This window comes from Vreelandella neptunia (genome assembly GCF_000712975.1).
Classification (GTDB): Bacteria; Pseudomonadota; Gammaproteobacteria; order Pseudomonadales; family Halomonadaceae; genus Vreelandella; species Vreelandella qaidamensis.
This window is the reverse complement of sequence record NZ_JHQL01000002.1, coordinates 342,283-369,112: the sequence shown is the minus strand read 5'-3', so window position 1 is coordinate 369,112 and position 26,830 is coordinate 342,283. Positions and strand designations below refer to the sequence as shown.

The 26,830-nt window shown below is 50.7% G+C and carries 32 protein-coding genes and 1 tRNA gene; 4 read left to right on the top strand and 29 right to left on the bottom strand.

Annotated features, from left to right (window positions below):
• Window positions 1-412 precede the first annotated feature (412 nt).
• On the top strand, window positions 413-2,200 hold the full coding sequence (locus tag CR46_RS0106365) for a methyl-accepting chemotaxis protein (protein WP_030071037.1): 1,788 nt from the start codon (window positions 413-415) through the stop codon (window positions 2,198-2,200).
• Window positions 2,201-2,357: 157 nt separating this feature from the next.
• Here the strand turns inward: CR46_RS0106365 and CR46_RS0106360 are convergent, their stop codons facing one another.
• From CR46_RS0106360 to CR46_RS0106350, 3 genes are read right to left on the bottom strand one after another with little or no spacing between them, the layout of a single operon-like run.
• Window positions 2,358-3,620, bottom strand: coding sequence for a TRAP transporter large permease (locus CR46_RS0106360; protein ID WP_030071035.1), 1,263 nt, complete (start codon window positions 3,618-3,620; stop codon window positions 2,358-2,360).
• Entirely contained in the window at window positions 3,617-4,141 is a 525-nt protein-coding gene (locus tag CR46_RS0106355) for a TRAP transporter small permease (protein WP_030071034.1), read from the bottom strand. The genes CR46_RS0106360 and CR46_RS0106355 overlap by 4 nt, the downstream gene beginning before the upstream one ends.
• Window positions 4,141-5,139: a TRAP transporter substrate-binding protein gene (locus CR46_RS0106350; RefSeq protein ID WP_030071032.1), complete on the bottom strand. Its 999-nt coding sequence runs from the start codon at window positions 5,137-5,139 to the stop codon at window positions 4,141-4,143. Before CR46_RS0106350 ends, CR46_RS0106355 begins: the two co-directional genes overlap by 1 nt.
• Window positions 5,140-5,282: 143 nt before the next feature.
• Between CR46_RS0106350 and CR46_RS0106345 the strand changes: the two genes are divergently transcribed.
• Window positions 5,283-5,359: transfer RNA gene (locus tag CR46_RS0106345), tRNA-Arg, on the top strand.
• Between the two features lie 838 nt (window positions 5,360-6,197).
• Here the strand turns inward: CR46_RS0106345 and CR46_RS18305 are convergent.
• From CR46_RS18305 to CR46_RS0106240, 21 genes are all read right to left on the bottom strand, one after another.
• Window positions 6,198-6,353: a hypothetical protein gene (locus CR46_RS18305; RefSeq protein ID WP_156963049.1), complete on the bottom strand. Its 156-nt coding sequence runs from the start codon at window positions 6,351-6,353 to the stop codon at window positions 6,198-6,200.
• Window positions 6,350-6,916: a hypothetical protein gene (locus tag CR46_RS0106335; protein ID WP_030071030.1), complete on the bottom strand. Its 567-nt coding sequence runs from the start codon at window positions 6,914-6,916 to the stop codon at window positions 6,350-6,352. The genes CR46_RS18305 and CR46_RS0106335 overlap by 4 nt, the downstream gene beginning before the upstream one ends.
• On the bottom strand, window positions 6,913-7,107 hold the full coding sequence (locus CR46_RS0106330) for a hypothetical protein (protein WP_156963048.1): 195 nt from the start codon (window positions 7,105-7,107) through the stop codon (window positions 6,913-6,915). The genes CR46_RS0106335 and CR46_RS0106330 overlap by 4 nt, the downstream gene beginning before the upstream one ends.
• An 87-nt stretch (window positions 7,108-7,194) precedes the next feature.
• Window positions 7,195-7,542, bottom strand: a complete 348-nt coding sequence (locus CR46_RS0106325; protein WP_030071026.1) for a hypothetical protein — start codon at window positions 7,540-7,542, stop codon at window positions 7,195-7,197.
• Entirely contained in the window at window positions 7,529-7,744 is a 216-nt protein-coding gene (locus CR46_RS0106320) for a hypothetical protein (RefSeq protein WP_030071024.1), read from the bottom strand. Before CR46_RS0106320 ends, CR46_RS0106325 begins: the two co-directional genes overlap by 14 nt.
• The gene (locus tag CR46_RS0106315) at window positions 7,737-8,135 is read right to left on the bottom strand and encodes a DUF5681 domain-containing protein (protein ID WP_030071022.1); all 399 of its coding nucleotides are present in this window, start codon (window positions 8,133-8,135) and stop codon (window positions 7,737-7,739) included. The genes CR46_RS0106320 and CR46_RS0106315 overlap by 8 nt, the downstream gene beginning before the upstream one ends.
• Window positions 8,125-8,292 carry a hypothetical protein gene (locus tag CR46_RS18300; protein WP_156963047.1) on the bottom strand — a complete coding sequence of 56 codons (168 nt, stop codon included), beginning with the start codon at window positions 8,290-8,292 and terminating at the stop codon, window positions 8,125-8,127. The genes CR46_RS0106315 and CR46_RS18300 overlap by 11 nt, the downstream gene beginning before the upstream one ends.
• A gap of 124 nt (window positions 8,293-8,416) precedes the next feature.
• Window positions 8,417-8,737 carry a hypothetical protein gene (locus CR46_RS0106305; RefSeq protein WP_051690135.1) on the bottom strand — a complete coding sequence of 107 codons (321 nt, stop codon included), beginning with the start codon at window positions 8,735-8,737 and terminating at the stop codon, window positions 8,417-8,419.
• Window positions 8,737-10,263, bottom strand: coding sequence for a DUF3631 domain-containing protein (locus CR46_RS0106300; protein WP_051690134.1), 1,527 nt, complete (start codon window positions 10,261-10,263; stop codon window positions 8,737-8,739). The genes CR46_RS0106305 and CR46_RS0106300 overlap by 1 nt, the downstream gene beginning before the upstream one ends.
• Window positions 10,260-11,186, bottom strand: coding sequence for a toprim domain-containing protein (locus tag CR46_RS0106295; RefSeq protein ID WP_051690133.1), 927 nt, complete (start codon window positions 11,184-11,186; stop codon window positions 10,260-10,262). The genes CR46_RS0106300 and CR46_RS0106295 overlap by 4 nt, the downstream gene beginning before the upstream one ends.
• Window positions 11,173-11,439, bottom strand: coding sequence for a hypothetical protein (locus CR46_RS0106290; protein ID WP_030071013.1), 267 nt, complete (start codon window positions 11,437-11,439; stop codon window positions 11,173-11,175). The genes CR46_RS0106295 and CR46_RS0106290 overlap by 14 nt, the downstream gene beginning before the upstream one ends.
• Window positions 11,436-11,759 (bottom strand): hypothetical protein, encoded by a 324-nt coding sequence (locus CR46_RS0106285; protein WP_030071011.1) that lies wholly within the window; start codon window positions 11,757-11,759, stop codon window positions 11,436-11,438. The genes CR46_RS0106290 and CR46_RS0106285 overlap by 4 nt, the downstream gene beginning before the upstream one ends.
• Window positions 11,756-11,878 (bottom strand): hypothetical protein, encoded by a 123-nt coding sequence (locus tag CR46_RS18625; protein WP_269556843.1) that lies wholly within the window; start codon window positions 11,876-11,878, stop codon window positions 11,756-11,758. Before CR46_RS18625 ends, CR46_RS0106285 begins: the two co-directional genes overlap by 4 nt.
• Window positions 11,875-12,087, bottom strand: coding sequence for a helix-turn-helix transcriptional regulator (locus CR46_RS0106275; RefSeq protein WP_035536438.1), 213 nt, complete (start codon window positions 12,085-12,087; stop codon window positions 11,875-11,877). Before CR46_RS0106275 ends, CR46_RS18625 begins: the two co-directional genes overlap by 4 nt.
• A gap of 545 nt (window positions 12,088-12,632) precedes the next feature.
• On the bottom strand, window positions 12,633-13,928 hold the full coding sequence (locus CR46_RS0106265) for a tyrosine-type recombinase/integrase (RefSeq protein WP_030071008.1): 1,296 nt from the start codon (window positions 13,926-13,928) through the stop codon (window positions 12,633-12,635).
• 543 nt (window positions 13,929-14,471) lie between these two features.
• Window positions 14,472-14,657, bottom strand: coding sequence for an HNH endonuclease domain-containing protein (locus tag CR46_RS18100; RefSeq protein ID WP_084180390.1), 186 nt, complete (start codon window positions 14,655-14,657; stop codon window positions 14,472-14,474).
• Window positions 14,658-15,061: 404 nt separating this feature from the next.
• The gene (locus tag CR46_RS0106260) at window positions 15,062-15,394 is read right to left on the bottom strand and encodes a hypothetical protein (RefSeq protein WP_030071007.1); all 333 of its coding nucleotides are present in this window, start codon (window positions 15,392-15,394) and stop codon (window positions 15,062-15,064) included.
• 15 nt (window positions 15,395-15,409) lie between these two features.
• Window positions 15,410-15,547, bottom strand: coding sequence for a hypothetical protein (locus CR46_RS18415; protein ID WP_198023700.1), 138 nt, complete (start codon window positions 15,545-15,547; stop codon window positions 15,410-15,412).
• An 84-nt stretch (window positions 15,548-15,631) separates the two neighbouring features.
• On the bottom strand, window positions 15,632-16,987 hold the full coding sequence (locus tag CR46_RS0106250) for a sensor histidine kinase (RefSeq protein WP_030071005.1): 1,356 nt from the start codon (window positions 16,985-16,987) through the stop codon (window positions 15,632-15,634).
• A complete protein-coding gene (locus CR46_RS0106245) occupies window positions 16,984-17,661 on the bottom strand; it encodes a response regulator transcription factor (RefSeq protein ID WP_030071002.1) in 678 nt (225 codons plus the stop codon). The genes CR46_RS0106250 and CR46_RS0106245 overlap by 4 nt, the downstream gene beginning before the upstream one ends.
• Before the next feature lie 209 nt (window positions 17,662-17,870).
• The gene (locus tag CR46_RS0106240; RefSeq protein ID WP_030071000.1) at window positions 17,871-18,719 is read right to left on the bottom strand and encodes a sulfurtransferase; all 849 of its coding nucleotides are present in this window, start codon (window positions 18,717-18,719) and stop codon (window positions 17,871-17,873) included.
• A 568-nt stretch (window positions 18,720-19,287) separates the two neighbouring features.
• Between CR46_RS0106240 and CR46_RS0106235 the strand changes: the two genes are divergently transcribed.
• Together CR46_RS0106235 and CR46_RS0106230 are read left to right on the top strand one after the other, a co-directional pair.
• Entirely contained in the window at window positions 19,288-19,794 is a 507-nt protein-coding gene (locus tag CR46_RS0106235) for a putative pterin-binding protein (protein WP_030070999.1), read from the top strand.
• Window positions 19,795-19,821: 27 nt separating this feature from the next.
• Complete coding sequence (locus CR46_RS0106230) at window positions 19,822-22,047, top strand: ATP-binding protein (RefSeq protein WP_030070997.1); 2,226 nt, start codon at window positions 19,822-19,824, stop codon at window positions 22,045-22,047.
• Between the two features lie 27 nt (window positions 22,048-22,074).
• On the opposite strand, the gene CR46_RS0106225 is transcribed toward CR46_RS0106230, so the two are convergent.
• The 5 genes from CR46_RS0106225 to CR46_RS0106205 form a co-directional block, all read right to left on the bottom strand.
• Window positions 22,075-23,505, bottom strand: coding sequence for a sigma-54-dependent transcriptional regulator (locus tag CR46_RS0106225; RefSeq protein ID WP_051690132.1), 1,431 nt, complete (start codon window positions 23,503-23,505; stop codon window positions 22,075-22,077).
• Window positions 23,506-23,637: 132 nt separating this feature from the next.
• Entirely contained in the window at window positions 23,638-24,135 is a 498-nt protein-coding gene (locus CR46_RS0106220; RefSeq protein ID WP_030070993.1) for a hypothetical protein, read from the bottom strand.
• Window positions 24,136-24,191: 56 nt separating this feature from the next.
• Entirely contained in the window at window positions 24,192-24,914 is a 723-nt protein-coding gene (locus CR46_RS0106215; protein ID WP_030070992.1) for a hypothetical protein, read from the bottom strand.
• Between the two features lie 12 nt (window positions 24,915-24,926).
• Window positions 24,927-25,745 (bottom strand): CsgG/HfaB family protein, encoded by an 819-nt coding sequence (locus tag CR46_RS0106210; RefSeq protein WP_030070990.1) that lies wholly within the window; start codon window positions 25,743-25,745, stop codon window positions 24,927-24,929.
• A 649-nt stretch (window positions 25,746-26,394) separates the two neighbouring features.
• Window positions 26,395-26,826, bottom strand: coding sequence for a response regulator (locus CR46_RS0106205; RefSeq protein WP_030070988.1), 432 nt, complete (start codon window positions 26,824-26,826; stop codon window positions 26,395-26,397).
• Window positions 26,827-26,830: the final 4 nt, after the last annotated feature.

Sequence of the window (26,830 nt, the reverse complement as noted above, 5' to 3'; positions counted from 1 at the left end):
TATCCGATGTAGCCGGGACACATTCAACTCCGCTTCTCGATGTGTTGTTGGGGTAGGTACTGCTATGCGGCACTTGCATGGATGTCCGTGGCTTAACCGATAATGAGGCAGTGAAGGGCGCTGGCTGTCTTCTGGTTTAGCTTGAAAACTAAATCACAGCTAGTCAGATAAGCATATGTTTCAATTGGGTAAGTTTGGGCGAGGTGCCGTTACGCAACATGAAAAAGGCACAGATGCTGAGCTTCTACCTTTTGAAGAGGTTTCTATCTGGATAAGCAGGCCATAAACGTCAGTCTGTCAATCTGAGCACCCTAAAAAAAGAACAATAATTGGCTAAAGTTAATCCTTGTTAGGTCGATAGTAACTGCACAATATTACTAAAATTTTTCCTACGACCTACAGAGAAACCTGAATGGCCACTGCTCCTTCGACTACGAAAAAACGAAGCCTTAGCTTACAAGCTAAAGTGCTCACTCTTGTTCTGCTGCCTCTTTTTATGGTGACCGTGGGATTAGTTGCGTTTAACGCCTATGAGCGTACTCAAAACACCCGCGATACGTTGGCAAACCAGCGCGAGCTGCTGATTGAAGAGCGCCGCCACGCGGTGCGTGACATTGTGCAAGTAGCGACAACCGCTATCTCGCCTATTTATGAACGGGCAGGTGCCAACGATGAGGAAGCCAAACAGCAGGTAGCAGAGCTGGTGCGCGCGATGCGCTTTGAAGGTAATAACTACGTTTTTATCTATGATTTCGAGGGCAACAACATTGTGACAGCCCCTGCGCCAGAGCGCGAAGGGACCAACATGATGGACGTAAGAACGCCGGATGGTAGCTACCTTATTCGCGATATCCTTCAAGTAGCTAAAAATGGCGGCGGTTTCCATAGCTACGTATGGGAGTACCCAAGTACTCGTGAGATTGAGCCTAAGCATTCGTATGTAGAGAGTTTAGAAAAGTGGGGCTGGATGATTGGTGCTGGTGTTTATGTCACTGATGTTGATGTGACGGTTGCCGAGCTGGAAGCTACCGCTACTGCCAGTTTACGCCAATCTATTCTGTTTGCGATTTTGTTGGGTGCTGTCTTATTTGTGATAGTAGCACTGCTCGCATTTGGTTTTGTGCGCCGCACCGTAGGACCGATTAAGCGCACCGCTAGCGCCATGCACGATATTGCTCAGGGCCGTGGTGACCTTACCCGCCGCCTAGCGGTAGAAAGCAATGATGAAGTGGGTAACCTTGCGGTGCAGTTCAACGCCTTTGTTGAACGAATGCAGGACACCCTGCGTGACGTGCGTCGTAGCACTGTCAGTGTTTACCACTCGGCAGGCGAGATGTCCCATAGTTCAGAAGAGCTGGCTACCCGTACCGAACAGGCTGCCGCTAATCTGCAAGAAACGTCGGCCTCTATGGAAGAGATCACCTCGACCGTAAACCACAGTGCGGATAACGCCCAGCAAGCTAATCAGCTGGTTCAGTCCACCGCTGAAGTGGCCCACCAGGGTGAAGAAGCCATGGGTCAGGTTGAGCGGACGATGCACGACATCAATGATTCAGCGGCGCGCATTAGCGATATCATCACGATGATCGATGCGATTGCCTTCCAAACCAATATTTTGGCTCTGAATGCGTCGGTGGAAGCTGCGCGGGCAGGTGAGCATGGCCGTGGCTTCGCGGTAGTTGCGCAAGAAGTACGCACACTTGCCAGTCGTTCAAGCGATGCATCAAAAGAGATTCGCACGCTGATTGATAGCTCTGTTAAGCACACCCACGCTGGTGCCGAGCTTGTGCGTAACGCTGGCGCTACCATGCGTGACATTGTTGAAAGCGTTTCCAAAGTGACCGATGTGATCGGCGAGATTAGTGCGGGCGCCAAGGAGCAGAGTAGCGGTATTGGCCAGATCAACACTGCCGTTGCGGAAATGGACACCATGACTCAGCAAAACGCTGCCATGGTACAAGAGTCTACCGCCGCTGCTGCTGATATGCGTCGCCATGCCGAACACCTTAACGAGTTGATCAACTCCTTCGTGCTTGGTGGCGATGATCCACAGGCCTCGTCAACGCGGCAGCTGTCCAATCAGCCGCATCAACCCCAACCGGCGAGTTCTCCAAGTGACCTCCAGGCACTCAAACGTCCCACGCTTTCGTCTCAGAAGGCTCCGGTCAAAAGTAGTGAAGACGCCTGGGAAGAGTTTTAAGCCTTACGTTGTTTATAAATCGCGCGTAGTTTAAATCGCGCTCAGCAAAAAACACACGATGCGCGGTAAAAACAAAAGGGGGCTGCCAAATGGCAAGCCCCTTGTTCATATCAACGCATTTCATATCAGCGCATTTCGTCTCAGCGTTAATGTCTTGCTAACTACCCGACCAGCCGAGCAGGATCGGTACATAAACCACCAATAGCAACACGCCAATTAGCCCTAAAAGATACGGGATAATTGCCTGGGTGATGCGCTCCAGCGGTAGCTGAGTGACTGACGAAGCCACATAGAGGTTGATTGCCACTGGCGGGGTAATCATGCCAATTGACAGTCCCACCACAATAATCAAACCAAAGTGGATAGGGTCGATTCCCAGCTGGAGCACCAGCGGTAGCAGCACTGGGGTAAGAATAATCAAGGCGCTGGCGGTCTCGATAAATACCCCCGTGAGCAGAATCACGGCCACGACCAGCAGCATAATCACGTAGGGGTTAGTGGAAAGCGACAACACTGCTTGGGCTATCGCGCCGGGTACCTGCCAGCTTGAAAGCGTCCAGCTGAGTACTGCCGACATGGCAATTACCAGCATAATGACTGCGGTGGTCATCGCCGAGCGAATCAGCAGCTTATACACCTGGGGCAGGGTTAAATCCCGGTACACAAACAGTGATACCAGCAGCGCGTAGTTAACCGCCACCACCGCCGCTTCCGAAGGCGTGAAAATACCCGAGAAGATACCGCCCAAAATAATCACCGGCGTCATCAGCCCCCAGCTAGCCGCTTTTAGCGTGCGCCAAATGGTAGGCAGTGACAGCGGTGTGCCTTTGGGGTACTGACGCTTATAGGCCTGAGTGATGGCAATCGCCATTAGCCCCAGCCCCATAGCCAGCCCCGGCAAAAAGCCGTTCAAAAACAGCTTTGAAACCGACTGCTGAGCAATCACCGCGTAGATAATCATCGGCACCGAGGGAGGAATCACCACGCCAATCGTGCCGCTGGCAGCAATTAAGCTGGCCGCCGAAGCGGGGTCGTAACCTTTACGCTTAAGTTCTGGCACCAGGCTTGAACCCACCGCAGCGGTGGTTGCTGCGCCAGAGCCAGAGATAGCCGCGAAAAACATGCCCGCCATCACCGATACAATCGAAAGCCCGCCACGCATAAAGCCGACTAGCGAATCGGCAAAGCTTACCAACCGCTCGCTGACCTTACCCTGGGCCATTAAGTCACCGGCCAGAATAAACATCGGGATAGCGACCAGGGCAAACGAGTTAATGCCCTGGAACATCTGCTGGGTGACCACCATCAGTGGCACGCCCGACTGGTACAGCGCATAAAGCGTGCTTGCGCCAATTGCAAAGGCAATCGGCACGCCCAGCAGCATAAACAGGAAGAACAGCCCGAACAGCACCAGTGTCATAGCGGCTCCTCCGGAGTGGCGACCGTTGGCTCACCGTTCACCAGCACGTCAATCATATCGACCAGGGCGTACCACGCCATGATGGCGGCAGAAAGTGGGATGACTGCATAGATGTAGGTCATCGAAAGCCGCAGCGAGGCGGACTTCTGAAAACTTTGCACCTGCATATAGCGGTAGCCAATCACGATTAGCGCAATCATAAACGCCAGCACTACTGCCAGCGCCGCCAAACGTGCCAGCTTGCGTAAGGACAGAGGAAGCGCATCCACGGCAAAGGTCACTGCGATATGCCGCCCGCGCTGGAACGCCAGCGTGCTGGCTAAAAACGTAATCCACACCAGCAGAAAGCGCGCGACCTCTTCCGTCCAGCCGACGGCGCTGAACAGCACTCGCGACACAATCTGCAGAGTAATCACGCCAATTAATGCTGCCATGCCCGCAAACACCACGGGCTGGATGATGGCATCCAGCCCGCGTTCAATGCGTTGCAGCAGCGTCAAAAGAGGCTGTGCAAAGGCCATCACTGATTCAGCGCCTCCCGAATGCGTGGCAGGTAGTCACCAAACTGCTCGCCGTACTTCTCATATACAGGCGCCACGGCTGCTTGGAAGGCTTCCATATCCGGTGTCTCGTTGATTTCCATACCCGCTTCGCGCAGCGCCGCCAGTTGGTCGGCTTCCATATCGGCGTTCACTTGGCGCTCATGCTCGGCGGCTTCTTGGGCGGCTTCTTTCAGTACGGTTTGTGCCTGTTCTGGCAGTTGGTTCCAAACGGGCATGCCCATTACAAAAATGGCCGGGGCGTATGTATGGCGGGAAAGGGTCATGTAGTTCTGGGTTTCATCCAGCTTGAATGAATGAATCACGTTCACCGGATTTTCCTGACCGTCGATGGTGCCCTGCTGCATGGCGGTCAGTGCTTCTGTCCACGCCATGGGAATAGCGTTAGCGCCCAGCTCACGGAAGGTATCGGTGTACACCGGGTTTTCCATCACGCGAATACGCAGGCCATCCAGGTCTTCCGGTGAATTTACCGCCCGCTCGCTGTTGGTCAAGTTGCGGAAGCCGCGCTCAGCGTAGGCTAAGCCTTTCAGGTTCACGTCAGACAGCTTATCCAGCAGCTCCTGGCCAATGGGGCCATCCAGCACGCCATAAGCTGCTTCTGGTGAAGGGAACAGGAACGGCAGTTCAAAGACCGCCATCTCTTCCACAAAATTAGCCACCGGCCCGTTGGTAATCACCCCCATATCCACCGTGCCGATCTGCATACCTTCCAGCAGCGTGCGTTCGTCACCCAATGAGGCGTTAGGGTAGATCTCGATGTTGACCTTGCCTTCGGTGCGTTCTTCCACCAGTTCTTCAAACTTGGTAGCAGCGATATGGAAGCCATCTTGCTCGTTGACCACGTGGGCCAAGCGCAGGGTGACGGGGTCCATATCAGCAAAATCAGCGGCGTTCGCAGCGCTTGCCAGCGCCAGTGAAATGCCCAATGCCAGCGTGTTACGTGCAAAAGTTTTCATTATAGTGTGTTCCCAGTTTTACTAAGGATTGGCAGTGCTTCGAAAGCATGCACCAGAGAGACGAAAACGGTCAATCAAAGCGGCTGTAAAACCGCAAGGCAACTGGACACAGCGCGCCCACACGGGTACGATACGCACCCAAAGCGCCCGTAGCTCAGTTGGATAGAGTGTCGGCCTCCGAAGCCGAAGGTCGTAGGTTCAATTCCTACCGGGCGCGCCAAACATATCAAGGGCTTACGTTAACGCGTAAGCCCTTTTGTTTTGGTCAGTCAGCAGCTATAACCACGCTAGTAACCACAAACGGCAATCCCAAAGTGTTTTGAGTCGGCATTATTTGGTGTTGCGTTTTGTTGCCTTGATCGTTGCGCTGTTGAAGCCAAACACTGAGACAGCCTTTTTTAAGGTGGGCGAAACGCACTAAGCGCTATCCCTCTCAATCGGCTTAAAACCTAGCCCATTAGCGTTACCCAGCAATCGGGCATCGTCGGAAAGTTGCGCTTTTGGTGGATACCAAAGTGGATACCAGCCGATGAAAGCCTGCTTTCTGCTGGAAACCTAAGTGGAAACCATCGCCGCCATTGGCGTAAAGCTGTCGGGCATGGGCTAACTGTGACGATAATCATAATTTGCTGTTGCGTTCTGTTGTCTTGGCTGTTGCGCTCCCCTTTTTTAAGCTGAGGGAAGCGCGGGAAAGCTAGCACTACGAAACTTTCGTAATACCCGGCATTGGGGGTATTTGTGAGTAGCTTTAAACGACTCTCTCAGCGCCTGGGGCAATCGGCTAGATTCCAAGCCTATTAGCGCTGTGCATTTCTGCATATCGCCGGGAACGCCAATTTGGCCGTCTGGGGGTGGTCAGCGTGACCGCGGCTAGAAGTGACTCAGGCTCACATTTGAATGCGGGATAATCTCGCAATTAGAAGTGGGGGTTTCTTTAGTCCCTAAAAGAAAAACCCCAGCGGTTGCCAGGGCTTCAAGTGCCTGCCGCCACCGAGGAAGAAGTGCGCAGGCTGTCGGGGTTTTCTTCATGGTGGGGCACTGTCCGACTGATCCCCGTTTTAATTGGTAAAGGCTCGCTGCAAGGTTTCCCGGTAACGCTCAAGCCGCTGGCTGTTGGTCTGGCAATGATCCTTATGGCTGCCAGTATGAAAGCCTTGGCGCTTAAAGCGTGCTATCCGCTTGGCCTGCCATTCGCTTTCGCGTCCGTGACTCATGCCGCTTTGCTCACGTCGATGCTTGCCGGGTCGCCGTAACGATGCCCACCGCGTGGCGTGACGATCTGCACCCATTGGCCTAGCTGGGATTGCAGTGCATTCAGTTCAGCCGATAGCGGTGCGTGGCTAAGGCTGCCGATTGAATCCAAGCTAGCGTCGATCTCTTGGGCAATCGCGCCCATCTCTGAACGCAGGTCGCTTGTGTTGCTGAGGCTGGAAAACTCCCCCATGGCTTGCTTGAGGCTAGCGAGTGCCTTTTGTGCCTTATCCGCTGCCTTGCTGGCCTGTTCCCGGCGTTCGCTTAGGCGTTTGGTAATGGCATCAATGCGAGGCTTGGCGGCTGTTCTACGCGCCTCTGGCAAGTGGTCGCTGAGGGCTTCGGCTTCGATACGCAGGCGTCGCTCTTTGCGTTCAGCATCCGCTTGGCGTTGCTCGATAGCGTCCAGGTCGCCACCGTCGATAGTGGCTTGGCGCATCTCTGCATCAAAGTCGATGGCTGCCAGTGCGTCGCGCTCGGCTTCGATCTCGGCTAGGCGCTGTTCAATTTGGGCGGGAGATTTCATTGGCCAGTCTCCTGAATGCGGTTAATCATTTTGGCGCGTGCTTCTTTCGCGCCTGTGCCTGCGTTATCACCACGCTTGGCCTTTTCAATCGCATCGTGTCGAGCGTCCCGGCTGTTCTTGGGGCGTTCCGCTGCCTTCAAGCGGTCAATATCAATTTGGGCCTGTACACGTTGCTGCGCGTCGCTTTTCATGGTGCTGCTCTCCTTAGTTTTCGGCTTAGGTGCTGAGGTTTGGGTATCAATGTTTACGCTTGGGTCGTCAGTTCTGAATGCCATGGGCTAAACCTCCAGGCGGTCGAGTTGCTGTTGGGCATAGGTGTTGAGGTCGATGTCGTCAGGGCAGGGTGGAATGATGATGGCGTCTTCAGGCGGTGTGACTGACTCGCAGGCGATAACGACGCGGTTCCCGGCGGGATAGGCCAGCCAGTACATCGCGGCCAACACGTCCTTGCCTTCGTCCGGATCGCCGGGGAAGTACAGCATCCGGCCTGCCAGTTCCAAAGACGTGCCGATGGCCACCCGGTCAGGATGCGGTAGCACCAAGCGGATAATGCGCGGCCCTTGGCTGTCTGCCTGTGTGCAGCCCTCCAAAGCCTCCAGGCGCTTGATAGTGTCACGGCTGGGCATGGCCACCCCTCAAGGCCAGAACGGCCTCCAGTGCAGCGCTGGGCACCCGTTTGAGCCATGTTGGGGTATCTTCACCGGGTAAAGGCTCAGGCGCTTCGATACCGTGGTAGGCCATCACCTCATGGATGCGGGCCGGGTCGCTACTGCCGTGCCTGCCCCCGATACGCTCGAGCGCTTGCAGGCGTCTGCGAGTGTCACGCATCTTGTCGAGCCTCCAGTTCATCCAGGCGGCGGCTGATTTCGTCGATCTCCGTCACCTTCACCAGTGAGCCAATGGCATCAATAAGCGCCTTGCCTGTCTGGGGGTCTAGCTCGCCAGTAGCGACAGCGGTCAATATCGAATTGGCCCTTTCGGTCAGCGTGTCGCCTTGCATCGTAAAGCTAACGGGTTCAGCAGTAGGGCGGTACGCAGGTATAGCGCGATCAATGCACAGCTTGAGCGCTTGCGAATCGCCAGCCAGGGCAAGCTCTACCGCTTTGGCTACTAGGTCGCTGCCATGCTTCTCTAGCTCCTTGCGCCACTGTGCGCGCTTGTCTGGGCGTCCCGCTGGGCGTCCCTTTGGGTTGCCTGACTTACCCGGCTTAAACGCCATGGCGCTTGTTCTCTGGCTGTTCTGAACAACTGAGGCGGATAAGCTCAGCCGCTGCCTTTACGTCGCCAGCATCGGCGGCGCTGCGAAGCATGGCGTAATAGCTAGCTACTTCGCGGCGGCTAGGCTTTGCGTTCTTTGCTCCCTTGGGTCTTGGCATTTGCTTTACTCATATATGTATATATAACCAGTATAATAGCATTTAATTGCGTATTTAGTAGTTTTTGGGCAATAAAAAGCCGCCATGTGAGGCGGCTTTTGGCATTCGTTGTCGTTGTGGTTCGCTAGCGGTGGTTTATCCGTTGCGCGTACTCCTCAACAACGATGCTGTTGTGAGGCCATCGGGCTTTAGCTGACTCTAGCGCCTCCTCATAGGTCATTATCTTGCCAAGCATAGTCATGGGCTTGCCGTCCCTTAGCACCCGCCAAGCCATACGCCGGTTATCATTAGCGGGCACCAGTTCACGCAGTAGTGCAGCCTTGTGCGACTTGATCCAAACACGAATGTCGTCAGTAATACGCTCGCTAGGCCATACATAAAGGCGTTCGCCGGGTAGTGGGTCGGCATGTAGTCCGTGGTTTCTGAGGTAGTCGAGCGCAGCCATTAGAACTCCTCCCCATTGCTTGCTAGCTGGCGGGGCGTTTTATCCGAAACATCGAAACAACCCGCGTGGTTGCTGGCCTCGTGGTGTTTCCCATGCGAAACATGGCCGCTTTCTGTTTCGCTTGGAATGTCGCTGTAACCCGCGTGGTTACTGGCTTGTTTCGTTGTTTCGCTTGGCTGGGGGGTAGCGGGAGAAAGATAGCGCCTAAACGCTTCGGTAAAGTCTTTCCGGTCGTACCCTTTTTTGGTTTCGTAGCCGATGCGTAACTGTTTCGACTTGATACCAAAGTCACCTAGCTTGGTCGCTACTTGGCGGGCGGTAATTGGCTGCCCTCTGTTCCATGAATTCCAGGGGGCTTCGCTGTTGGCATGTAGCGCGTTAACCAGCTCAGCGCTAAACAGGCGATCAACGCTTTTCTCCTCAAATGCCTCCTTGATGTCCTTCAGCAGTTCAGTGCCCACGTCTGGGGCTTGCTCGGCATCGTCCATACGGGTGATTGTTATAGCAATACGCTTAACGCGCTCTGGCCACTCCCCGCCGATGGCCACGGCAATTTGCTGTAGCGGTTCCCAATTATCAGCGGCGCGGTTGCTCAAGCCAGGAATAGGATCAGGCCGGGCGCTGGATACCATCTCGGCTAAGTCCTCATGCAGCCGGGCAAACTGTCGCTTGAGTCTGTCGCGTAGGCTTTTTGGCATGAAGCGGATGTTCTCGACTGCCTCATGGGGTAGCTTGCGGCGTAGCTCCAAACGAATAGACCGACTCGCCAGTGTGTTAGCAATGCTACCGATGCCACACAGCGCTTTAGCGCCCCAAGTAGCGAAGCGCTTAGGCTCGTGATCGTCACCCACCACGCGAATAATGAAGCCATTGCGACGGTGGCCCGAATTGAGCACACCTCTGGCGTCCTCGTTATCACGCAGGAAGGTATCCACCTCATCAATCAGCAGCGTGGGCGTCCACTTGTCCATGGAACGAAACAGCGCAGCCGGGCTTATGCCATCGCACTTGAGCGGCTGGAAAGCGAACGTCTCTAGGAATTCCAGCAGTGTTGACTTGCCGCAATTTGGTAAGGGGGCGGTGATATTTGCCAGCGGGGCGACATGCACCTCATCAATGAACCACGTAAAGGCGATCCATAGCGCGGCGGCATCGGCTACTTCAGGCTCACAGATAACATACTGTCGTAGGGTGTCCGATAACTCCCTTACCAGCGCTGCACCGTCTACGTGGTCTTGCCAAGGCTCGATAGTGGGGAATAGCTCCCCACCTTCACCGCTTGATAACGTCCGGGTCAGTTTATCCAGCTCGGCAACCTGCACCTTTGCCTTTTTGGCAGCGGCACGGATGCGCTGCCAATCAGCAGGGCTGTTCTGTCTAATGCTGGTGATATGGTCGAGAATGCTCTGCTCGAAAAGCGCGCCGGGATCATCCGAGGCGCCATCAATAGCGCTCTGCACTATGTCCATCGGCTTTAGTGGCTCAGGCGCATTATCGACCACTTCTTTGATATTGGGCTGACTCATAACGCCAGCCCTCCACCTAGTCGCGCTAGGTCATTAAAGTCAGTGACGCCCTCGTGAGTTTCAGGCCACACACAACGCGCCCCAATGGCTGAGGCGGCTTCCTTGCCCTTGGTCACGCCAGGATTGCCAGCGGTGCCATGGTCGTTATCAGCGCAGACGATGATTGGCTGAGTTGGGTAGCGTTCACGTAGGCTTCTCGCCACGGGTAGCAGGTTCCCCGCATTCATGGCAGCGGCTACCGCGTAGCCTGTCGCTTCGTGAAGCGTGGCAGCGGTTGCCCACCCTTCACAAACCAACAGCGGTTGGTGTGGCTCAATGTTGCCTATGGGGGAATAGCAGCCTTTTACCTTGCCCCCTGTCTTGAAGTATTTGGCCCCATCCGGTGCGATGGTCTGCCAATTAATCAGGCGTTGCCCATCGGTAAGCGGCACCACCAGCAAGCCGCGCATTTGGCGCAGGTTATGGGGCATTACTCCCTTGGCGGCTAGGTAAGCATGGGTAGGGCTTGCAGGCGTCAGCAGCGGCCATTCTCGGCGCGTTTGGCTGGCTACCAGGGCATACCCACGTTCACGCTCTGCCTGCCGCTCAGCACGGCGCTTGTTGGCCTCATTTCTGGCCTTTTCGGCTGCCCTCGGGTCTGGGGTGTCGCTAGCAAATACGCTGTGCTGTTCCCCGGTAGACCAATCGCCATGTACGCCAAAATCATGATGCAGCACGTACCAAAGGCGGTTATTGCCCTTGCGGCCTTCAGGGTGGTCGTGTCGGTGAATCTCGCCATCACCAATAGGGCTGACACTGAGGCCATAGTGGGCGATAATACTTTCAGCCAGTTTGTTCTCTATGGCGATTTGTTCAGAAACGATCTTTGATAGCGCCCATGCCCCCCCAAGGCTGGGCGTTTTTATTGCGTTATTCGTCGCCATACTCACCCCCGAAACCAAGCTCCTCTTGCTGCGCTATCAGGAATTGGGCGCGGTCGTCCAGGCTATCGGTGATAAAGCTCATTGCATAATGCAGCCCGAAACGTAAACGCGGGTTCTCTGCAACATGCTCACTGTCTAGCACGTCGATAATCGCCTCCATTGCGGAAACTGCTTTGTTAAGCGTGCGGATATTGCCGACGCGCTCAGCGCTGGCGATGTTGGCGCGGTCATCATTGGTAATGGTGGTTTTCATGCGACTACTCCCCGATTGCGCTTGCCTTGGTGATCCTGAATATCTGCCCGGTGCTGTTTCAGCGCTGCCACAGCGGTCGCGGCATCGTCCGACCAGTGGCCGCCAGGAATTTCAAACACGTCATCAATGCCTGCCATGGCTAGAAAGCGTTGGCCTGGCTTCGGGTTGGGGTACTCCACCACGATGTAGCAAGGCACTGGCGCTTGCTCTAACGCGGCTAGCTCACAGTCAGCGCTCACGGTGTAAGGCGTATCATCTGCGAAGGCGTAAACGGTGTAGTCGTGAACGGGAAGGTTCAGGTTTTGGGCGTGATTGCTCATGAGCGCGCCTCCTTGGCAAGTGCCAGGGCAAGCTCAACAATCGGGCGAGACAGTTTTTCCCCGCGGTAGGGGGCGAGAATAGCCGTAAGGCGGGCGAGTTGGTCGCGGGTAAGCATCATGCCGTTGCCCCCTTGGTCACTTGCTCGATCCAGGCGTCTAGGTCGGCAATGTCGTAGCGAACGGCACGGCCTAATTTTTGGTGTTTAGGTGGTTTGGTTCCGGCGAGAATCCCCATGCAGCGGGATTGGCGGAAAGTGGCGGGGCGATAGCCAAGGTACTCGGCGGCTTCGCGTTCGGTGAGTAGCTTTCTCGGAATTGCAGTAGTCATACGGACTTACCTTTAGTAAGGCCAGTTTGACTAACAGGAATAGGCGGGGAGCGATAACCACAGACCGGAAGTATTTTCCCTTTCTGCTTGTACCGTGTGGATAACTTGTCCTAATATGAGGACACCCATATAGCTCTATGCTATATGGCCTGCTCTTTACACAATCTGCGCACTGCTCCGCATGACGTTGGCGCGTCAAGCATTTAAGGAGTGGTGCGTTTTTTGTGTGTCTGAGCATCCGCTTTTCCCTTGTCAGTCTCACTGGCTTGGGGTGTAACCCTCGGTTCCTCGATCTTTGGAAGGTGAAAGGAACCGGGGCGTTTTTTGCCGTCTAAATCGACAGCGCTCAACGATTATTAGCAATGACGTACTTATATGCAATGCTCAACAGGGCATTTTTCGCTATATGTGGTTTATTTTTTCCTATTGCTATCAACATATTGTTTTTCTCATCTTCGGTCTCTAGAATGCGCATCCCTCGCTTACCCGGCTCGCCTTTTACGGGGTTTAGGGGGGTGGTCACTAGCCCTTTTTAAAATATTCCATTACTCAGCTTTCCTCATTGGCACCACGTTACTTTGCTCGGCTGCCTCTGCATCAGCGACTAAATGCCCCCATGCCTGCCAAGCTAGGTGCTGCTCTTTGGCGTAGTCGTGGCGCTGGTATGTCTCTATTAAGCGATCCGTGGGCGCGTGGTTCAGCATTTGCTCGACAACATGCGGCGCGGTGCCAAAGTGCTTTAGCAGGCCCGTAGCGAATGAACGGCGCAGGTCGTGAACGCTGAAACGTGGCATATCGGCAAGTGGTGCTTTCATGTCCTGTTTTGCCAGCTTGCGCCCCTGTAAGCGCGCAATGGCAGTGGTTAGGCTGGCGTCACCAATCGGTTGGCTGCTGGCACGCTGGCTTTCAAACACGTATTCCAGGTTTCCCGTTACGGCTTGCTGCTCCTTCAGCAAGTCAATAGCGGCGCTTGAAAGGTAAACGGTATGCTCCCGGCGTGACTTTGTGGTTATGGCTGGTAGTGTCCAGCAGGCACCATCTAGGTCGATATGATCCCACTTGGCTTGTAGCAGCTCCCCTCGGCGTTGCCCTGTCAGTATTAGCAGCTTGAGCGCAGAGGCGGCGCTGGTATCCAGGCGGGCGCTTTCTATGGCATCCCATAAGCGCTTGATCTCTGAAAGGCTTAGCACACGGTCACGCGGTGCTGACTTAGTAGCGCCTAGTTGGCTTGGCTGGATGCCTTGAGCGGGGTTGGTGTCGATCTGGCCATGCCCTTCCGCATAAGTCAGCATTGCCCGCAGCATGGTTAAGCACTTGCTTGCTTGGTTGCGGCTCTGGTTTTCGGCTATTTCTTTAACCGTACTTTTTACCGTGCGGGCATCAATTCGCTTGACCAGCAATGAACCTACACGTCCCTTTAGATAGTGGCCCCAACGCCAGCGCGCTTGCTCTACAACAAGTGGTGAAGGTGTGCGCCTAGTACGTACCGTGGGCGTCTTTGCGTAGCTCTGAAGCCAACGCTCGAACAGCTCGGCCATTGTCCAGGCTGACTCATTTCGTGCCTTTTCATCGCGCTGTGCGTGCTTTGGGTTAATGCCTTGGGCGTGAAGGGCTACGGCTTCACCGTGGCTTTCCCTCGCTTCCAGCAAGCCCACGCTTGGGTATCGACCAAGGCTGTAGGTGTCTTGCTTACCATTGAAGCGGTAGCGGTAATACCACGCCTTTGATCCAGTGGGCTGCACACGAATAGCCAAGCCGCCACCATGAGGTGACTTCACGCTTTCCCAATAAACGGTACCTTTGGGCTTTAGTGCCTGAAGCTGGCGATCTGTGGTTATCATGGCTGACTCCTATTCAGTACCACTCTGGTAACTGCAATTTGAGTCTATAACCACAGACGTAAATAGACAAGCGCTAACAATAAAAAATGATAGATGCCTTGTTTTATGGGGTTTTTATTGTCTATTGGGATATGTGAAAGTTAAAGAGTTTAGTCCTCCGAAGCCGAAGGTCGTAGGTTCAATTCCTACCGGGCGCGCCAAACATATCAAGGGCTTACGTTAACGCGTAAGCCCTTTTGTTTTCCCATCGCTGAGGCTGACACTTTCTGAATGACGTTCGGCTATTTCAAGGCACAACGTTGGGCATACCCATCATTAGGTAATGCCCACCCATTCTGCTAACTGCTGATTTGCCTTCAATCGTTGGCGTTGCAATAACGCGCTATTGAAAATCTCATCCAGAGGTGACGTTGGTGTAGCAAGCGGTAGCGCAACGGTTGCTTCATTACGAAACTGCTGGCAGATCGTTGCGCTGTCATCGAGACATTGTCACCAGTGTAAAATATCCAGCTTAGCTCTCTGCATTACGTCAGCAGCAGGCAATCAATCCGATTTCGCTTGTTTGGCTTTTTCCGTTGTTGGCAGTAGATTCCATAAATCGTTGTTGTTCCAACGTGCCCAAGGAAAGCAGTGGTCTATGGCGTACTTTTGTCGGTGCAGATCACTATGTGACCATACACAAGGTAATGGGGCAGGGTTTTGTAAACGTTGGGAAACGAGCTGGCGCATCTGCCGTGTGTCTCGACAGCTTTCTTGCTACTGTAAAGCGAGGTGCAAAGTATCCGTATCGTAGGAAGTATCATATCGCTGCATTAACTAAACCCGCTCATGACGGAGCGCTCGCAAAATAACTGAACGAGGCAAACGTAACGCGGATCGCCTATAATGAATATGATATTTTATGTGCTTGGTTACTCTAGAAGTTATTATGAAAACCATTCTTGGCTAGGGTATCGTTGATGTAGTTGATCATTTGGAAATTTGTGCAGCTATACCCAGCCATTAGTAGTGTTTCAAGCGTATCAGTTATGTGTGGAAGAGAGCCTGCTTAAAATCGCTGTCTAGCCATGAAGCAGTCAGGCTATATGCGTTAGCCTGACTGCCGTCATAGGCGTATAGGAAAAATCAACAAATTAATCGTACCGATGTTCAAACTCGACCACACTGCCATCGGCGCGTGTCAATTGACGTGCATATACCTCTCGTGGGCCAAAGCCATCATCTACAAATCCCATCACCTGAATGGCTTCGCCTATTTGGGCAGGCACCCAGTTAGGACCTACATAAATATTAATACTGCCCGTATCGTCTGACAGGCGAAATTCATCAGTGTCAGAAATACGTTCTATCGTGCCTGACAATGTCACTATGCTGCCTTTTTCTGCTTCGCTTATCGGTGTTATCTGATTTGCCATCAGTGGTGATAGAGGTAGCAATGCCAATATGGCGATAGTGAATGCCTTCATTTTTTAGTTCCTCGCTTAATTCAGGGCAAGCAAAACAAGAATGACAAAAACGGCGGCGGCAATGACAAGCCATTTTTTAGGTACTCGGATGTCAATATCGCCGGAGAGCCACTCGTTGGTATTTCGTAAATTGATTTGCTTTAAGTCTTTCATGGTGCCCCCTAAATCGGATTGTGGGCTAATCGTGACTGACCCTTGCAGCTTACTGCGTCAAGCTGACGGGAACCTGACGACTCCCTATTTTCTAGCGTCATTCTCAGTGCTGTAGAAAAGCGTGAATTCAGCACCGCCCTTGGGAGACGTGGAAAGCGTCACGCTGCCTTTCTGTGCGAGCTGTAAGCGTTGCACAATAGCCAGACCAAGACCGCTGCCTCCTTCAGCAGCCTCTTCGCCTCTCCAAAAGGCATCAAAGACATGGTGAAAAGATTCAGTTGGAATACCACGGCCTTCATCACGTACGCTGAGCGTGGCACCGGGGCCCACCGTTATCTCGATGATTTGAGTACCGGAATGCAAAACTGCATTCTCAACTAGATTGACCAGCGCCAGTTCAACACCTTCCTGAGTGGCACGTACAATAACCGGATTGGTATGCGGGCGTAATGAAAGCGTCACTCCTCTTTCATAGGCGAAAGGAGCTAAGTTCGCGGTTATTCGGGTAGCAATCTGGTTGAGTTCGCAACGAGACTCTGACGATATATCAAGCGCGTCCGCTTTTGAGCAAGCCAATACTTGATGAACGGTTCTGGCAAGTGACGCTAGGTCAGTGCGTAACTTTTCGGTGTTATCTCCGGCAGGCAGCAGTGCGAGTCGTGCGGTCAAGACGGCAATAGGAGTACGTAATGCATGAGCAATTTCTGCCCCCCGGCGCTGCTCGGCCAGAAGGGCAATATTCAAACGCTCCAGGGTGCGTTGCGTAGAGTGAACTAGGTCGTCAATTTCAGCAGGCAAATTTTCCTCTTCAATGGGAGGAGCGGGTATGCCAGGTTGAATGGTACGTGCCCAGTTGGCAGCATGTCTGACCGGCCTGAGACCGCGACGAATCATGAAGTGATTGGCACCAATCATCATTACGGCAACCGGCAAAATGGGTATCCAGATATGGGTTAGAAATTCGCTGGCGAGGGCGCGTAGGATGAGATGGCCAGGATCATTGTGCATGGCAAATATAAGTCTTGCCGTACCTGACGGTAGCTCGACAGGCTGAGACATCAGGAGGGTAACCCCATCTGGGGTCGTCAGGCGTGTTTGCCAGTGTTGAGCAAAGAGATCTGTGTGCAATGCCTGTTGGGGAATCAATGCTTCGTTTTCAGCGTCAAGCAGATTGCCTTGATGATCTAGTAATGCAAAGGCATACCCCTGCGGATGTGAACGGAAGAGTGTTTTTGCATGGGAGCGGATGTTTAGGTCAGTGTCATCAAAGGCTTTAGTCAACAAAGACAGCTGTTTCTCAATAGCCTCTCTTTCTAGCGACTCTCGATCAGAGCTGTAGTAGATACCGACCACGATGACATTGATCACGATGGCAAACAGCAATATCCAGGTAAGCCGATACGTTAGGTTTTTGGCCAGTGTGGGCTGGCGGGAGCTCATCGTTTTTGCTCTTTTATCAGCATCCAGCCGACACCACGAATGGTTACAATCGTTAGTTCACAGTCTGTTGGCTTGAGCGCTCGCCGAAGGCGCGATATGGCCGCTTCTAATGCGTTGGGGCCAACCTCATCATCAAAGCTGTACACCGAAGCCTCCAGCGCTTCGCGTGATAGCACCTGCCCCTGCGCTCGCATAAGCTGCTCCAGGACGCCTATTTCACGCTGGCCCAAAGGCAAAGGAATATCGCCAACGGTTGCTGTTCGCGTTGAGGTGTCAAAGGCCAGGAGGCCATACGTTAAGACTTTATTGATGCGCTTGCCTGGCCGTCGCAAGATGGCACGGCAGCGTGCAATAAGTTCTGGCATTTCAACAGGTTTGACAATGTAGTCGTCAGCTCCGCTATCTAGCCCGGCCAGCCTCTCAGAGAGCTGGTCACGTGCAGTCAGTACAACTATGGGTGTCTGTCCATTAGCACTAAGGGAAGGCAACAGGTCCAAGCCATTTCCATCTGGCAGACCCAGATCCAGCAATACTAGATCGTAGGAAGCCGCTTGATGCATCGCCAGCGCGCTGTTTGCAGAATACGCATTGTCCACAGCAAATCCAGCTTTCACCAGAGCGCTGGCAACGGCTTCAGCGAGAGCAGGGTGGTCTTCAATTAGCAGCATCCGCATTGCAATCTCTCGCCTATAAATAACTAGCCATTCAAAGACGTAGTGGTCTTGATCCCATGCTACAAAGTGATTGTAGTCACTTCAATGAGACCTCGTATTGCTTGATTTTGTTTTCTACTCGTACGGTGATGCTCTTTTGGTTTACCCGTCGTCATGTATTACCTCTTTGAAGCATCCATTGCTATTGGCCAGAGCCATTCATACAAAACCTAAGCCACTGGGAGTGATTCATCGCGTCCCCAGTCGGCCCAAGAACCGTCGTACAGCGATAGCTGATGGTATCCCGCCAGTTCGGCAGCCAGCAAAATGATGCAGGCGGTGATGCCCGAGCCACAGGAAAATACCAATTGGGGTTCACTGCTAGATTGGAGGGGCGGAGCAAGCGTTATAAAGATGGCCTTCAGCTCGCTAGCAGGTTTAAAACAATTTCCCTCTAGCACCTCTGTAAACGGCAGGTTGTGAGAGTTGGGGATATGACCACTGCGCACCCCAGGGCGGGGTTCAGGCACCTGTGCCAAGAAGCGTGAACGTGATCGGGCATCAATAACGGTTACCCGGCTATCGTCCAGATGGTGCAAAACGTACGCTGAGTCTCGCACCCGGCTGTGATCAAGGTTGGCGACGAAGTTGCTAGGTGTGGCGGTATTCTCAGCGATAGTAGAAACAACGTCCCGCTTTTCGGCTAGCCACTGTGGCAGTCCTCCATCCAGAACAAAAACGTGTTTAACGCCCATTGACCGGAAAATCCACCAGGCCCGAGGCGCCGAATAGATGCCTTGATTATCGTACAGTACGACGAGGCTGTCGGTCGTAATGCCCAGCCGTTGAGCTTCCTCAGTGACTTGTTCCTCTGTTGGAAAGGCGTGGGTCTGAGAAGAGCCGGTGTCACAGAGCACGCCTTCGAGATCGATCTGGCGGCTACCCGGTATCCACATCGGGCGGTCATAAACGATCGGGTCTTTACCAATGACAGTCGCCATGCTCGCATCAATAAGCACTAACCGTTCGTTGTCTAGGTTGTCTTGCAGCCATTGGGTCGTCACGAGGGGGGATGGCATGGTGTTCTCCGGTCAGGGGCTGGCAGTTTGTGTGATTCTAGCGATAAGCAGCTGTGCACTACAGCGTCTCCACCTCAAACGTCACAATTTGTCGCTGTACACTGGAGAACTCTATCATCCACATCGAAGCGGCCTAACAGCTGCGCTTGTGTCTGAAGAGTGTTGAGTTGAGGGGTGAACACTCCGCGCTTTTTCAATAGGTCAATCAAACGAGCAAATAGTTTGCGTTGTCAAGAGGTCAAATCTGGCCAAAAGCAGGACGCAAAATAGTCACGTTGTGGGGAGGCTAATGAGACTGTGCTGTCCATTTACAGCAAGGTGGTGTCTTGGGAGCATCAACGCTATTTGCTGCTATGATGTTTAAAAATACCGTACTATTTTAGGTATGGTGCGCCAATGACGTGTTCTTCGAAGTAGTGTGTCTTTTTATGAAAAAAATCTGCTAACTGATATCTGCTGAAAAAACATAAATTTCAAGTGGTTAGGTTGGTGGGTGCGCGACACAAGTGGTTATAGTTAGTGCTTCTGTCACAGCCTGTACTGGTTTTACAGCTTTGGAGGTTAAGTGATGCTTAAGTTTTTTACTATAAACGCACTTTTTTTGTCATTGGCTGCGTTGACTACCAACAATGCACAAGCTCTCGATGCTCCTACGGGCAGCGTCATTCTGAAAGTGACAGGCAATATTACTCAGACCAATGTGGGAAGTGAGGCTCACTTCGATAGCGAGATGCTAGAAGCGTTGACTCAGCATACTACCCAGACTAGCACGCCTTGGCATGATGGCGTCGTGAGCTTTGAAGGCCCCTTAGGGAAGGCGCTAATAGAAGCTGTCGGTGTTGAAGGTGAACTATTGAAGGTCGTAGCGTTGAATGACTACTTCGCGATGGTACCGGTCAGTGATTTTTATGACTACGAAGTCATCTTAGCCATGCGTGTGAATGGTCAGCTACTCAGAATCAGAGACCATGGACCGCTGTTTGTTATTTATCCTTTTGATGATAACCCTTCCCTGTTAAGCGAAGAGATCCTCACCCGTTCCGTATGGCAGGTTAAGCGGATAGAGGTTGAGTAGCGGGAGAGATGTTGTCAGGTATACATTATGTTGCCTATTCTGAAGCACTATTTTTCTCGTCGAGTGAGAGGCGCTACTTTTTCTGCGATCCTTTTTTTCCTTTCTGCGATTATTATTGGTGGTGTTATTTATCAACGCCAGCATGCAATTGAAAATAGATTGTTAGCAAATTTGGTGTGGACAAGCTATCAATTTGATAGAGAAGTTAGAGAGCTTCATCTTACACTAGTAGATATGAAAGTTGGTAACAACTCTGTTGATGATCTTCTACTCCGGTTTGAAATATTATATAGCAGAAAGACTCTTTTTCAACGTGGCGATATTTATTTAGCGGTCTCTAAAATTGAAGGTGTAAATGAGTTAGTAGAGAAAGCTAGTGAGCTGATTGAAGAAATAGATGTCATTGTTTCACCGTTATGGAATAGTTTAGACGTTGTTAATGAAATTACGATTGAAGAACTTTTGATCAAAGTAGTCGAGCTACAGCGTTATACAGGAAATATACTAATAGATACTAATGCCAATGTTGCTATGCTGAGAGCATCTGAACGACAGGCAATGACACGGCTGTATGCATTGGCGTTGATCATATTGCTTTCATTAACGATCTCTGGTGGGGTGTTGGTGAGAGCATTATTTCGAGAGGTAAAGACAAGTCTTCACAAAGCTCAAGCACTGGAAGAAAAGAGTAAAGAGCTTAGAGAAACCGCTAAGCGTGCTGAAATTGCCAGCCAGGCTAAGTCTGAATTTATGGCCATTATGAGCCATGAAATTCGCACGCCTTTGAACGGCGTGGTAGGGATGGCTGATCTGTTGAGTGAAGAAGTCCATACGGCGAAGGCCTATTCTTATCTGTCGGCGCTTAAGAGAAGCGCTGATAGTTTACGAGCTGTTGTCAGCGATATTTTAGATTACACCAAAATAGAGAACGGTCAGCTGGATTTAGATACGCGGCCTTTTGATCTAAAAGAGTGTATAGAGTCACTTTGTGTAGGCTATGCGCTGCAGGATAATACTAAGCCAGTCGTATTCAGTTACTCTATTGATACGTCGTTGCCGACTTATGTAGCGGGTGATGCTGCTCGCCTACGTCAAGTCATCATGAACTTGATTAATAACGCTTTAAAATTTACAGATAAGGGATTTGTTAAGTTTTACGCCTCAGTAGATTTAAATGGTCGGTTGTTGTTTGAGGTGCATGACACAGGGGGCGGTATTGCTGTTAAAGATCAGAAGCGCCTTTTCTTAGCTTTTTCTCAGGTGGATTCGTCGATTTCGCGTCGTCATGAAGGTACGGGGCTGGGACTTGCCATCTGTAAGCGTCTTGTTCATGCAATGGGTGGAGAAATAGGCGTGACCAGCCAAGTAGCGCGGGGTAGCCACTTCTGGTTTTGGCTACCACTAGTTGAAGCGGAATGTGTTGATGATTATTGTTGTAGCGAACAACAAATGATTCTGGCGAACCATCACCACATATTAGTCGTGGAGGATAATGCGATTAACCAAACTGTGGCCAAAGCAATGCTGGAACAGTTAGGGCTACGCGTTGCAATTGTTAATAATGGCCAATTAGCGCTAGAGTTTCTTCAAGAAAAATACTCGACAATTGATCTTGTTTTAATGGATATGCAGATGCCAATCCTAGATGGCCCTGAGACTACGTTACGTTGGCGTGCCTTTGAAGCCGCAAACTCATTGGTGAGATTACCCATTGTTGCGATGACTGCCAATGTCATGCCTGAACACCGTAACCTTTGTTTTAAGAGCGGTATGGACGATATCATTACTAAACCGTTCACTCGGGTAGAATTGCATAATTTAATCAAACAATACATTGCCCTTGGAGATGAACCGTGTGGACCTAAAAACTCACTCTGTGTAGAAAATGCCAAACTTTTTTATACTCCTAAAGAGGGAGGTGTATTGGATTATAAAGTGTGTGAAGAGCTAAAAGAAATGCTTGATCCAATTGCCCTCAGTGCTCTCATTGATAATTTTTTAATTCGTTTAGAGACTCGGATCGTCAAATTGCATAATACATGTGTGTTAAAAGATTATGGGTTACTTCGCAATGAGGCTCATTCTCTAAAAGGGGCTGCGTTGTCTTTAGGCTGCATTTCTATAGCGGCCTGTGCCGAAAGACTTGAAAAATATGACGATGATAGTGAAGAATATTTGCTTTCTTTAATTGATGATCTAAAAGTTGCCAAAATAAAAACTGTGGATGCTCTGGATATCAGTGGGTTGCGGTAGATTTTTCAGCATTAAAAATATATCGTTTCACATTGGCTTTTTACGCTTTCTATAAAGTGTCGAGGGGGCCACGCCTAAAATTCTAGCAGCAGTTTCGATACATCCGTTATGTTCTGAAATTGTGGTTTCAATGATATTTTTTTCAATTTCTTTTAGAGTTTTACCCGATGTGCTAAAAGACATAATGTCTGGTTCTGAAGATAAATGATATGCCCCACGGGTTATGTCGGAGATTAAGTGTTTCTCTTGTAATTCGACTCCTTGATAAATAATGGCTGCGCGTCTGAGAGTGTTTTCAAGTTCTCTTACGTTTCCAGGCCAAGAATGCTCTTTCAAGAAATGAATAGCACTGTTTGTAAGCGTGCAGGGAAGGGTATGTTCTTCATTTGTAATATTAGACAATAGCTTATTGGCAATTATGACAACATCATTATCGCGCTCTCTTAAGGGGGGTAGCTTGATGCTAAGCACATTAAGCCGATAATAAAGATCTTCTCTAAATTCACCCTGGTTTACCGCTATTGTGAGATCTCTGTGACAAGCACTCACAATACGACAATCAACTGAAATTGGCTTGGTACTGCCTACAGGTAAAATAGTACCGGTTTGTAAGGTTCTCAATAGCTTCGCTTGAAACGTCAGTGGCATATCACCTATTTCATCAAGGAACAGAGTTCCACCATCGGCAGCTTCAAAAAAACCTTTTTGGTCGCGTGTGGCACCACTAAAAGCCCCCTTTATGTGTCCAAAAAGCATGGATTCAATCAGTGACTCAGGAAAAGCTGCGCAGTTAACAGCAATAAACGGCCCATTTGAGCGAGAGCTGCAATAGTGGATACTACGTGCCGCCAGCTCTTTCCCGGTACCGCTTTCCCCATGTAGCCAGAGCGGAGCACTGGAGAGAGCTAATAGTGGGATTTGCCGCCGTAAATTATGCATTACCTTGCTTTTACCTAGTAATAAGGCTTCGGGGGAAGCATCGTTCGAAGCGGAATGAGATGGTTGTTGATGAAGTTTTTCGATTAGCCTTCCCGTCCAATCCAATAGTGCTTTGCAACCCAGCGGTTTTACAAGGCGAACGATCTCGCCACAGGACGCATTTTCTGCTGATAAATCGTTGGCAGAAATAATCAGACAAGCAGTAGGGATGTCTAGATCTCGACATGTGGTCATGACATCAATGCCGGTCATATCCGGTAACTGGTAATCTAAGATAACCGCTGCTGGACCTTGATGTGTCATTAGCGTAGAGACTGCATCACAACCATTTCTCGCTACTTTTACGTTTTGGTAGTGAGGCATTAGTATTGCTTGGTAAAGTGAGGCGGCATCTTCATCGTCCTCAACAATCAGCACAAGATATTGCTGTTTACGATCTGTTTGATTTTCTAGAACGTTAATACTGTGGGCAGGGTTAATCGGTTGTTGGTTTTTTTTAGTAGAAATAAGAGTGCTCATAATGGTGCCCCTACTGATTGCTGCCAGATTAAATGAAATCTGCTTTCAGCATATCACTATTTTTAACATGGGCATGTTGAGACACACTTGTTCACATTTTTAACTAATTAAAAATCATCAATTAATAGTAATTTATTCCTCAATGTTTTCATCTAAAAGTATTAAGTCGCTGCTGTTTTCTTGCATGTTGAGTAAGTTTCTTATTTTGGATAAAGAGTTTGCTTCTGCTTTGTTGGTTTGGTGATTTTCTGTCATGATTAATCCTTCTGCTCCATCGCCAAGAGTCATTTCAATCTGCTGCCAGTTACCCACAGCAATTGAGGTAGATGAATTTACAATAATAGTATCTTCCGAGGAATCAGCGGCCACTGGTTCAAGGCCTGCAACGGTATTCTGTCGGTTAGCGGCAGGCGCGTTGTTATTTCTTTCACGGGCTTGCCTCCAACGTGCCTCCTGTAAAATTAGCGAGCTTTGAGTATTGGCTCGCTCTGGAAAGTCATAGGGATATGGCCCTATCAGCGGGTCACGGTCTCTTGCTTCTAGTGAATGGCCAAACGCTAAGAGGAGCATTAGCCCAGCACTCAGCATAACCGCGGTCTGAGCTTGTTTTTTTCCAGAGAAACGTTGCATGATGTTGTCTCCTCGGCGCCCATGCGCGGCATAGGCGCCTTTGGTGGTGTTTAAGCTCAGAAGTTTCCATCCACTTTAACGGATAGGTTATTGCCCACAGAGGTGGCGGCCGAAGAGACCGAGGGCACCGTAGTGCCTGCCATGCCAGTGATGCCGCTAAATAGCACCGCGTCCACCGTTGACGTGCTGGTTACAAGGGCTACGGAGAGCTGTTCGTTGTTAGCAATGGCGAAAGCATCTTGGTCTGACGTGGTAGCTAGATCGAGGCTCAAGTTGTTGCCTACACCTGTGGCCGTGCTATCAACGGTGAGGTTAGTGGCGCCTAACACTGAAGACGTTGCTAAAATACTGCCAGGCACGAGGGCAGTGGTGATGAGGGGGTCTACACTCAGTCCGGCTCCTGCATACAGCTGGCTGCTATCCGTTTGCATTGAAACATCGGACTCGATCGAGGCATTGTTACCTACCGAGGTGGCCACGCTCTCAATTGACCCTAAGTCGTCAATGGCATTACCGCTGATGATGGGAACGATTAAGTTGTCAACAGCCGTGACTAAGCTGGTTGAGGTCATCGCGCCAAACCCAACCTGATCATTTTCAGTCTGCGTTAAGCCGGCTGGTGTCACATTTACATCCGAGAGCGCTGATGTATCTACCGTGCTGTTCACGGTGGCATCCCATACCCAGGTGACTGAGTCGAAGGCCTGGGCGTTTGAGATCACAGTGATGCCAGCAAAGGCGATGGCTACGGACAGTGCAGTTTTATTTAGAGTTTTCATGACGGCGTCCTCTTAGTAAGCCGCTGGATAATGCCCGTCTGCCACTTGACACTCTTCAGTGTCAGCAATGGGCAGGCCGAGACCTTCCGTCAGGATCTGGTAAGCAGCCATTTCCACGACGGATCGAACACCAAGTTGAAGAGGCTCATTCCTCACTGACCCGGCATCGAATTCAACAAGCTGATTGTCAAAGAAGCGGTAAATGCCGGCTTCTACTTGGTTGCCCACAATCTGCTTTTGTAAGCTGGTGACATAAACTGTTTGGAAAGTATTGGTGTCTATGACTCTGAGGTCTAAACCGACATTAATCACCGCTTCCCGAGTCCCTCCTCCTACTAAACCGACATAAAGGCGGGCTCCCTGGGTGAGAATGTTATAGTTAAGCTCCGTAAGCGCACCCAAAATGACAAAATTAACTGGTTGTACATTAAGAGGTGCAGTAGGTATTTGCATTGCCCCGGCATCTTGTAACTGACGCTCAGCCAGAGGAATACGAATATCTAGGCGCTCTGCCAGCCTAACTTTGCGTGTTTTATACAGCGCGCTAATCAGCATTTCTGATACGCCTTGCGTTAATGTGCGGCTATCGGTAATGGTTGAGTAGCTGACTTGACCTGTTTGATCGAGAATTTGCCCGACGCTGACAGTGGGGAGATTTGTGCCTGTTTGCTGGCTTAGGGCACTGAGGCAGCGACTATAAGGTGTGTGATTGGTCATTACAGGGGAGCCTTCGCGGGGTGCGATAGGAGCAGTCCCAATCGAAGCACAGCCGCTAATTGAAGCACTTAACGCGATGGCGGCGGTTATCTTTTGAGGTGATGGGAACTTCATGGTTTGTTCCTCCTGTTGTTGTATAGCTAATAGCAGGAGTAGTGCCATCTTTATATTTTTTTAATACTAACAATGGCTTAATTTTTTTTGATGGTGGTAATCTCTTTATAAGGCCTTTAAATCTAGGATTGTTTCGCGTTTTGCAAGTCTTTAATTGCAAAGTGCGATTTTCTTGCATTTTGCAACTCTGTATTGAATCTTAGGATAAAGTGGTTAACCACTCGGTATCTATATTCTGATAAAGGTACTTACTAGTTAGGCCCTGCAGGAACTCTTGCAAGAGATTTCTAATTGCTAGATAGAGGGCGTGGCTACTTGATGGCTTGGAGTAGACTTTCGCCTAGGCTAGTATCACTAAAGCATAGAAGCTCTCTAGAAGAGGTGATTATTTGAGAATATATAATAGACGGCAATTAATTGAGAGAGCGGCGATGTGAACCTGATGGTAACAGTCTCGCCGCACAACTATCTTTGCCCTGGGCAATAAGTTTTTAAGATAGGCATCGAAAAGATGTTATTGCTAAGCTTAAATAACTTTGTGATATAAGGTGAAAATAGTACGGCCTAAACTCAACATGGATGACTAACTAGTGTGGTTTGAACGGCATGATCAAGCTATCACTCGTCGATATTCTTGGAGCAAGTTCATTTAAGGCCGTTTAACCAGCGTCAGCCAATAATCTTCCACTTTCTGAATGGCCCTCAGAAATTGTGAAAGATCCATAGGCTTTGTTACGAAGCCAGAGCAACCAAGTTCGTAAGACTCCACAATGTCTGACTCCGCCTCTGAGGTGGTAAGGACTATCACAGGAATGCGCTTTAGCTTTTCGTCCTGCTTTAAGTGAGTAAGAAAAGTTTTGCCGTCCATCCGTGGCATATTGAGATCAAGCAGAATAATATCTGGCCATGGGGCGCTATGGTAATTTCCTTCACGCCGAAGAAAAGCTAACGCTTCAACGCCGTCACCAACATCGCATACGTTGACCAGTAGGCGACTCTGCTTGAAGGCCATTTTCGTTAAATGAACATCGGCTGCCTCGTCCTCAACAAGAAGAACGGTAAAATCACTTTTAATTTCCAAAACG

Coding starts and splice junctions, on each gene's coding strand:
- CR46_RS18300 (WP_156963047.1), bottom strand. CDS start 8,292: ATGCCAAGACCCAAGGGAGCAAAGAACGCAAAGCCTAGCCGCCGCGAA.
- CR46_RS0106225 (WP_051690132.1), bottom strand. CDS start 23,505: ATGAGCACTCTTATTTCTACTAAAAAAAACCAACAACCGATTAACCCT.
- CR46_RS18415 (WP_198023700.1), bottom strand. CDS start 15,547: ATGAAAGACTTAAAGCAAATCAATTTACGAAATACCAACGAGTGGCTC.
- CR46_RS0106265 (WP_030071008.1), bottom strand. CDS start 13,928: ATGATAACCACAGATCGCCAGCTTCAGGCACTAAAGCCCAAAGGTACC.
- CR46_RS0106260 (WP_030071007.1), bottom strand. CDS start 15,394: ATGAAGGCATTCACTATCGCCATATTGGCATTGCTACCTCTATCACCA.
- CR46_RS18625 (WP_269556843.1), bottom strand. CDS start 11,878: ATGATGCTTACCCGCGACCAACTCGCCCGCCTTACGGCTATTCTCGCC.
- CR46_RS0106365 (WP_030071037.1), top strand. CDS start 413: ATGGCCACTGCTCCTTCGACTACGAAAAAACGAAGCCTTAGCTTACAA.
- CR46_RS0106335 (WP_030071030.1), bottom strand. CDS start 6,916: ATGAAATCTCCCGCCCAAATTGAACAGCGCCTAGCCGAGATCGAAGCC.
- CR46_RS0106250 (WP_030071005.1), bottom strand. CDS start 16,987: ATGAGCTCCCGCCAGCCCACACTGGCCAAAAACCTAACGTATCGGCTT.
- CR46_RS0106240 (WP_030071000.1), bottom strand. CDS start 18,719: ATGCCATCCCCCCTCGTGACGACCCAATGGCTGCAAGACAACCTAGAC.
- CR46_RS18305 (WP_156963049.1), bottom strand. CDS start 6,353: ATGAGTCACGGACGCGAAAGCGAATGGCAGGCCAAGCGGATAGCACGC.
- CR46_RS0106330 (WP_156963048.1), bottom strand. CDS start 7,107: ATGAAAAGCGACGCGCAGCAACGTGTACAGGCCCAAATTGATATTGAC.
- CR46_RS0106275 (WP_035536438.1), bottom strand. CDS start 12,087: ATGACTACTGCAATTCCGAGAAAGCTACTCACCGAACGCGAAGCCGCC.
- CR46_RS0106290 (WP_030071013.1), bottom strand. CDS start 11,439: ATGAAAACCACCATTACCAATGATGACCGCGCCAACATCGCCAGCGCT.
- CR46_RS0106220 (WP_030070993.1), bottom strand. CDS start 24,135: ATGCAACGTTTCTCTGGAAAAAAACAAGCTCAGACCGCGGTTATGCTG.
- CR46_RS0106315 (WP_030071022.1), bottom strand. CDS start 8,135: ATGGCGTTTAAGCCGGGTAAGTCAGGCAACCCAAAGGGACGCCCAGCG.
- CR46_RS0106210 (WP_030070990.1), bottom strand. CDS start 25,745: ATGAAGTTCCCATCACCTCAAAAGATAACCGCCGCCATCGCGTTAAGT.
- CR46_RS18100 (WP_084180390.1), bottom strand. CDS start 14,657: ATGCGCCAGCTCGTTTCCCAACGTTTACAAAACCCTGCCCCATTACCT.
- CR46_RS0106350 (WP_030071032.1), bottom strand. CDS start 5,139: ATGAAAACTTTTGCACGTAACACGCTGGCATTGGGCATTTCACTGGCG.
- CR46_RS0106305 (WP_051690135.1), bottom strand. CDS start 8,737: ATGGCTGCGCTCGACTACCTCAGAAACCACGGACTACATGCCGACCCA.
- CR46_RS0106295 (WP_051690133.1), bottom strand. CDS start 11,186: ATGGCGACGAATAACGCAATAAAAACGCCCAGCCTTGGGGGGGCATGG.
- CR46_RS0106230 (WP_030070997.1), top strand. CDS start 19,822: ATGTTGCCTATTCTGAAGCACTATTTTTCTCGTCGAGTGAGAGGCGCT.
- CR46_RS0106320 (WP_030071024.1), bottom strand. CDS start 7,744: ATGCGTGACACTCGCAGACGCCTGCAAGCGCTCGAGCGTATCGGGGGC.
- CR46_RS0106355 (WP_030071034.1), bottom strand. CDS start 4,141: ATGGCCTTTGCACAGCCTCTTTTGACGCTGCTGCAACGCATTGAACGC.
- CR46_RS0106285 (WP_030071011.1), bottom strand. CDS start 11,759: ATGAGCAATCACGCCCAAAACCTGAACCTTCCCGTTCACGACTACACC.
- CR46_RS0106215 (WP_030070992.1), bottom strand. CDS start 24,914: ATGAAAACTCTAAATAAAACTGCACTGTCCGTAGCCATCGCCTTTGCT.
- CR46_RS0106360 (WP_030071035.1), bottom strand. CDS start 3,620: ATGACACTGGTGCTGTTCGGGCTGTTCTTCCTGTTTATGCTGCTGGGC.
- CR46_RS0106245 (WP_030071002.1), bottom strand. CDS start 17,661: ATGCGGATGCTGCTAATTGAAGACCACCCTGCTCTCGCTGAAGCCGTT.
- CR46_RS0106325 (WP_030071026.1), bottom strand. CDS start 7,542: ATGCCCAGCCGTGACACTATCAAGCGCCTGGAGGCTTTGGAGGGCTGC.
- CR46_RS0106300 (WP_051690134.1), bottom strand. CDS start 10,263: ATGAGTCAGCCCAATATCAAAGAAGTGGTCGATAATGCGCCTGAGCCA.
- CR46_RS0106235 (WP_030070999.1), top strand. CDS start 19,288: ATGCTTAAGTTTTTTACTATAAACGCACTTTTTTTGTCATTGGCTGCG.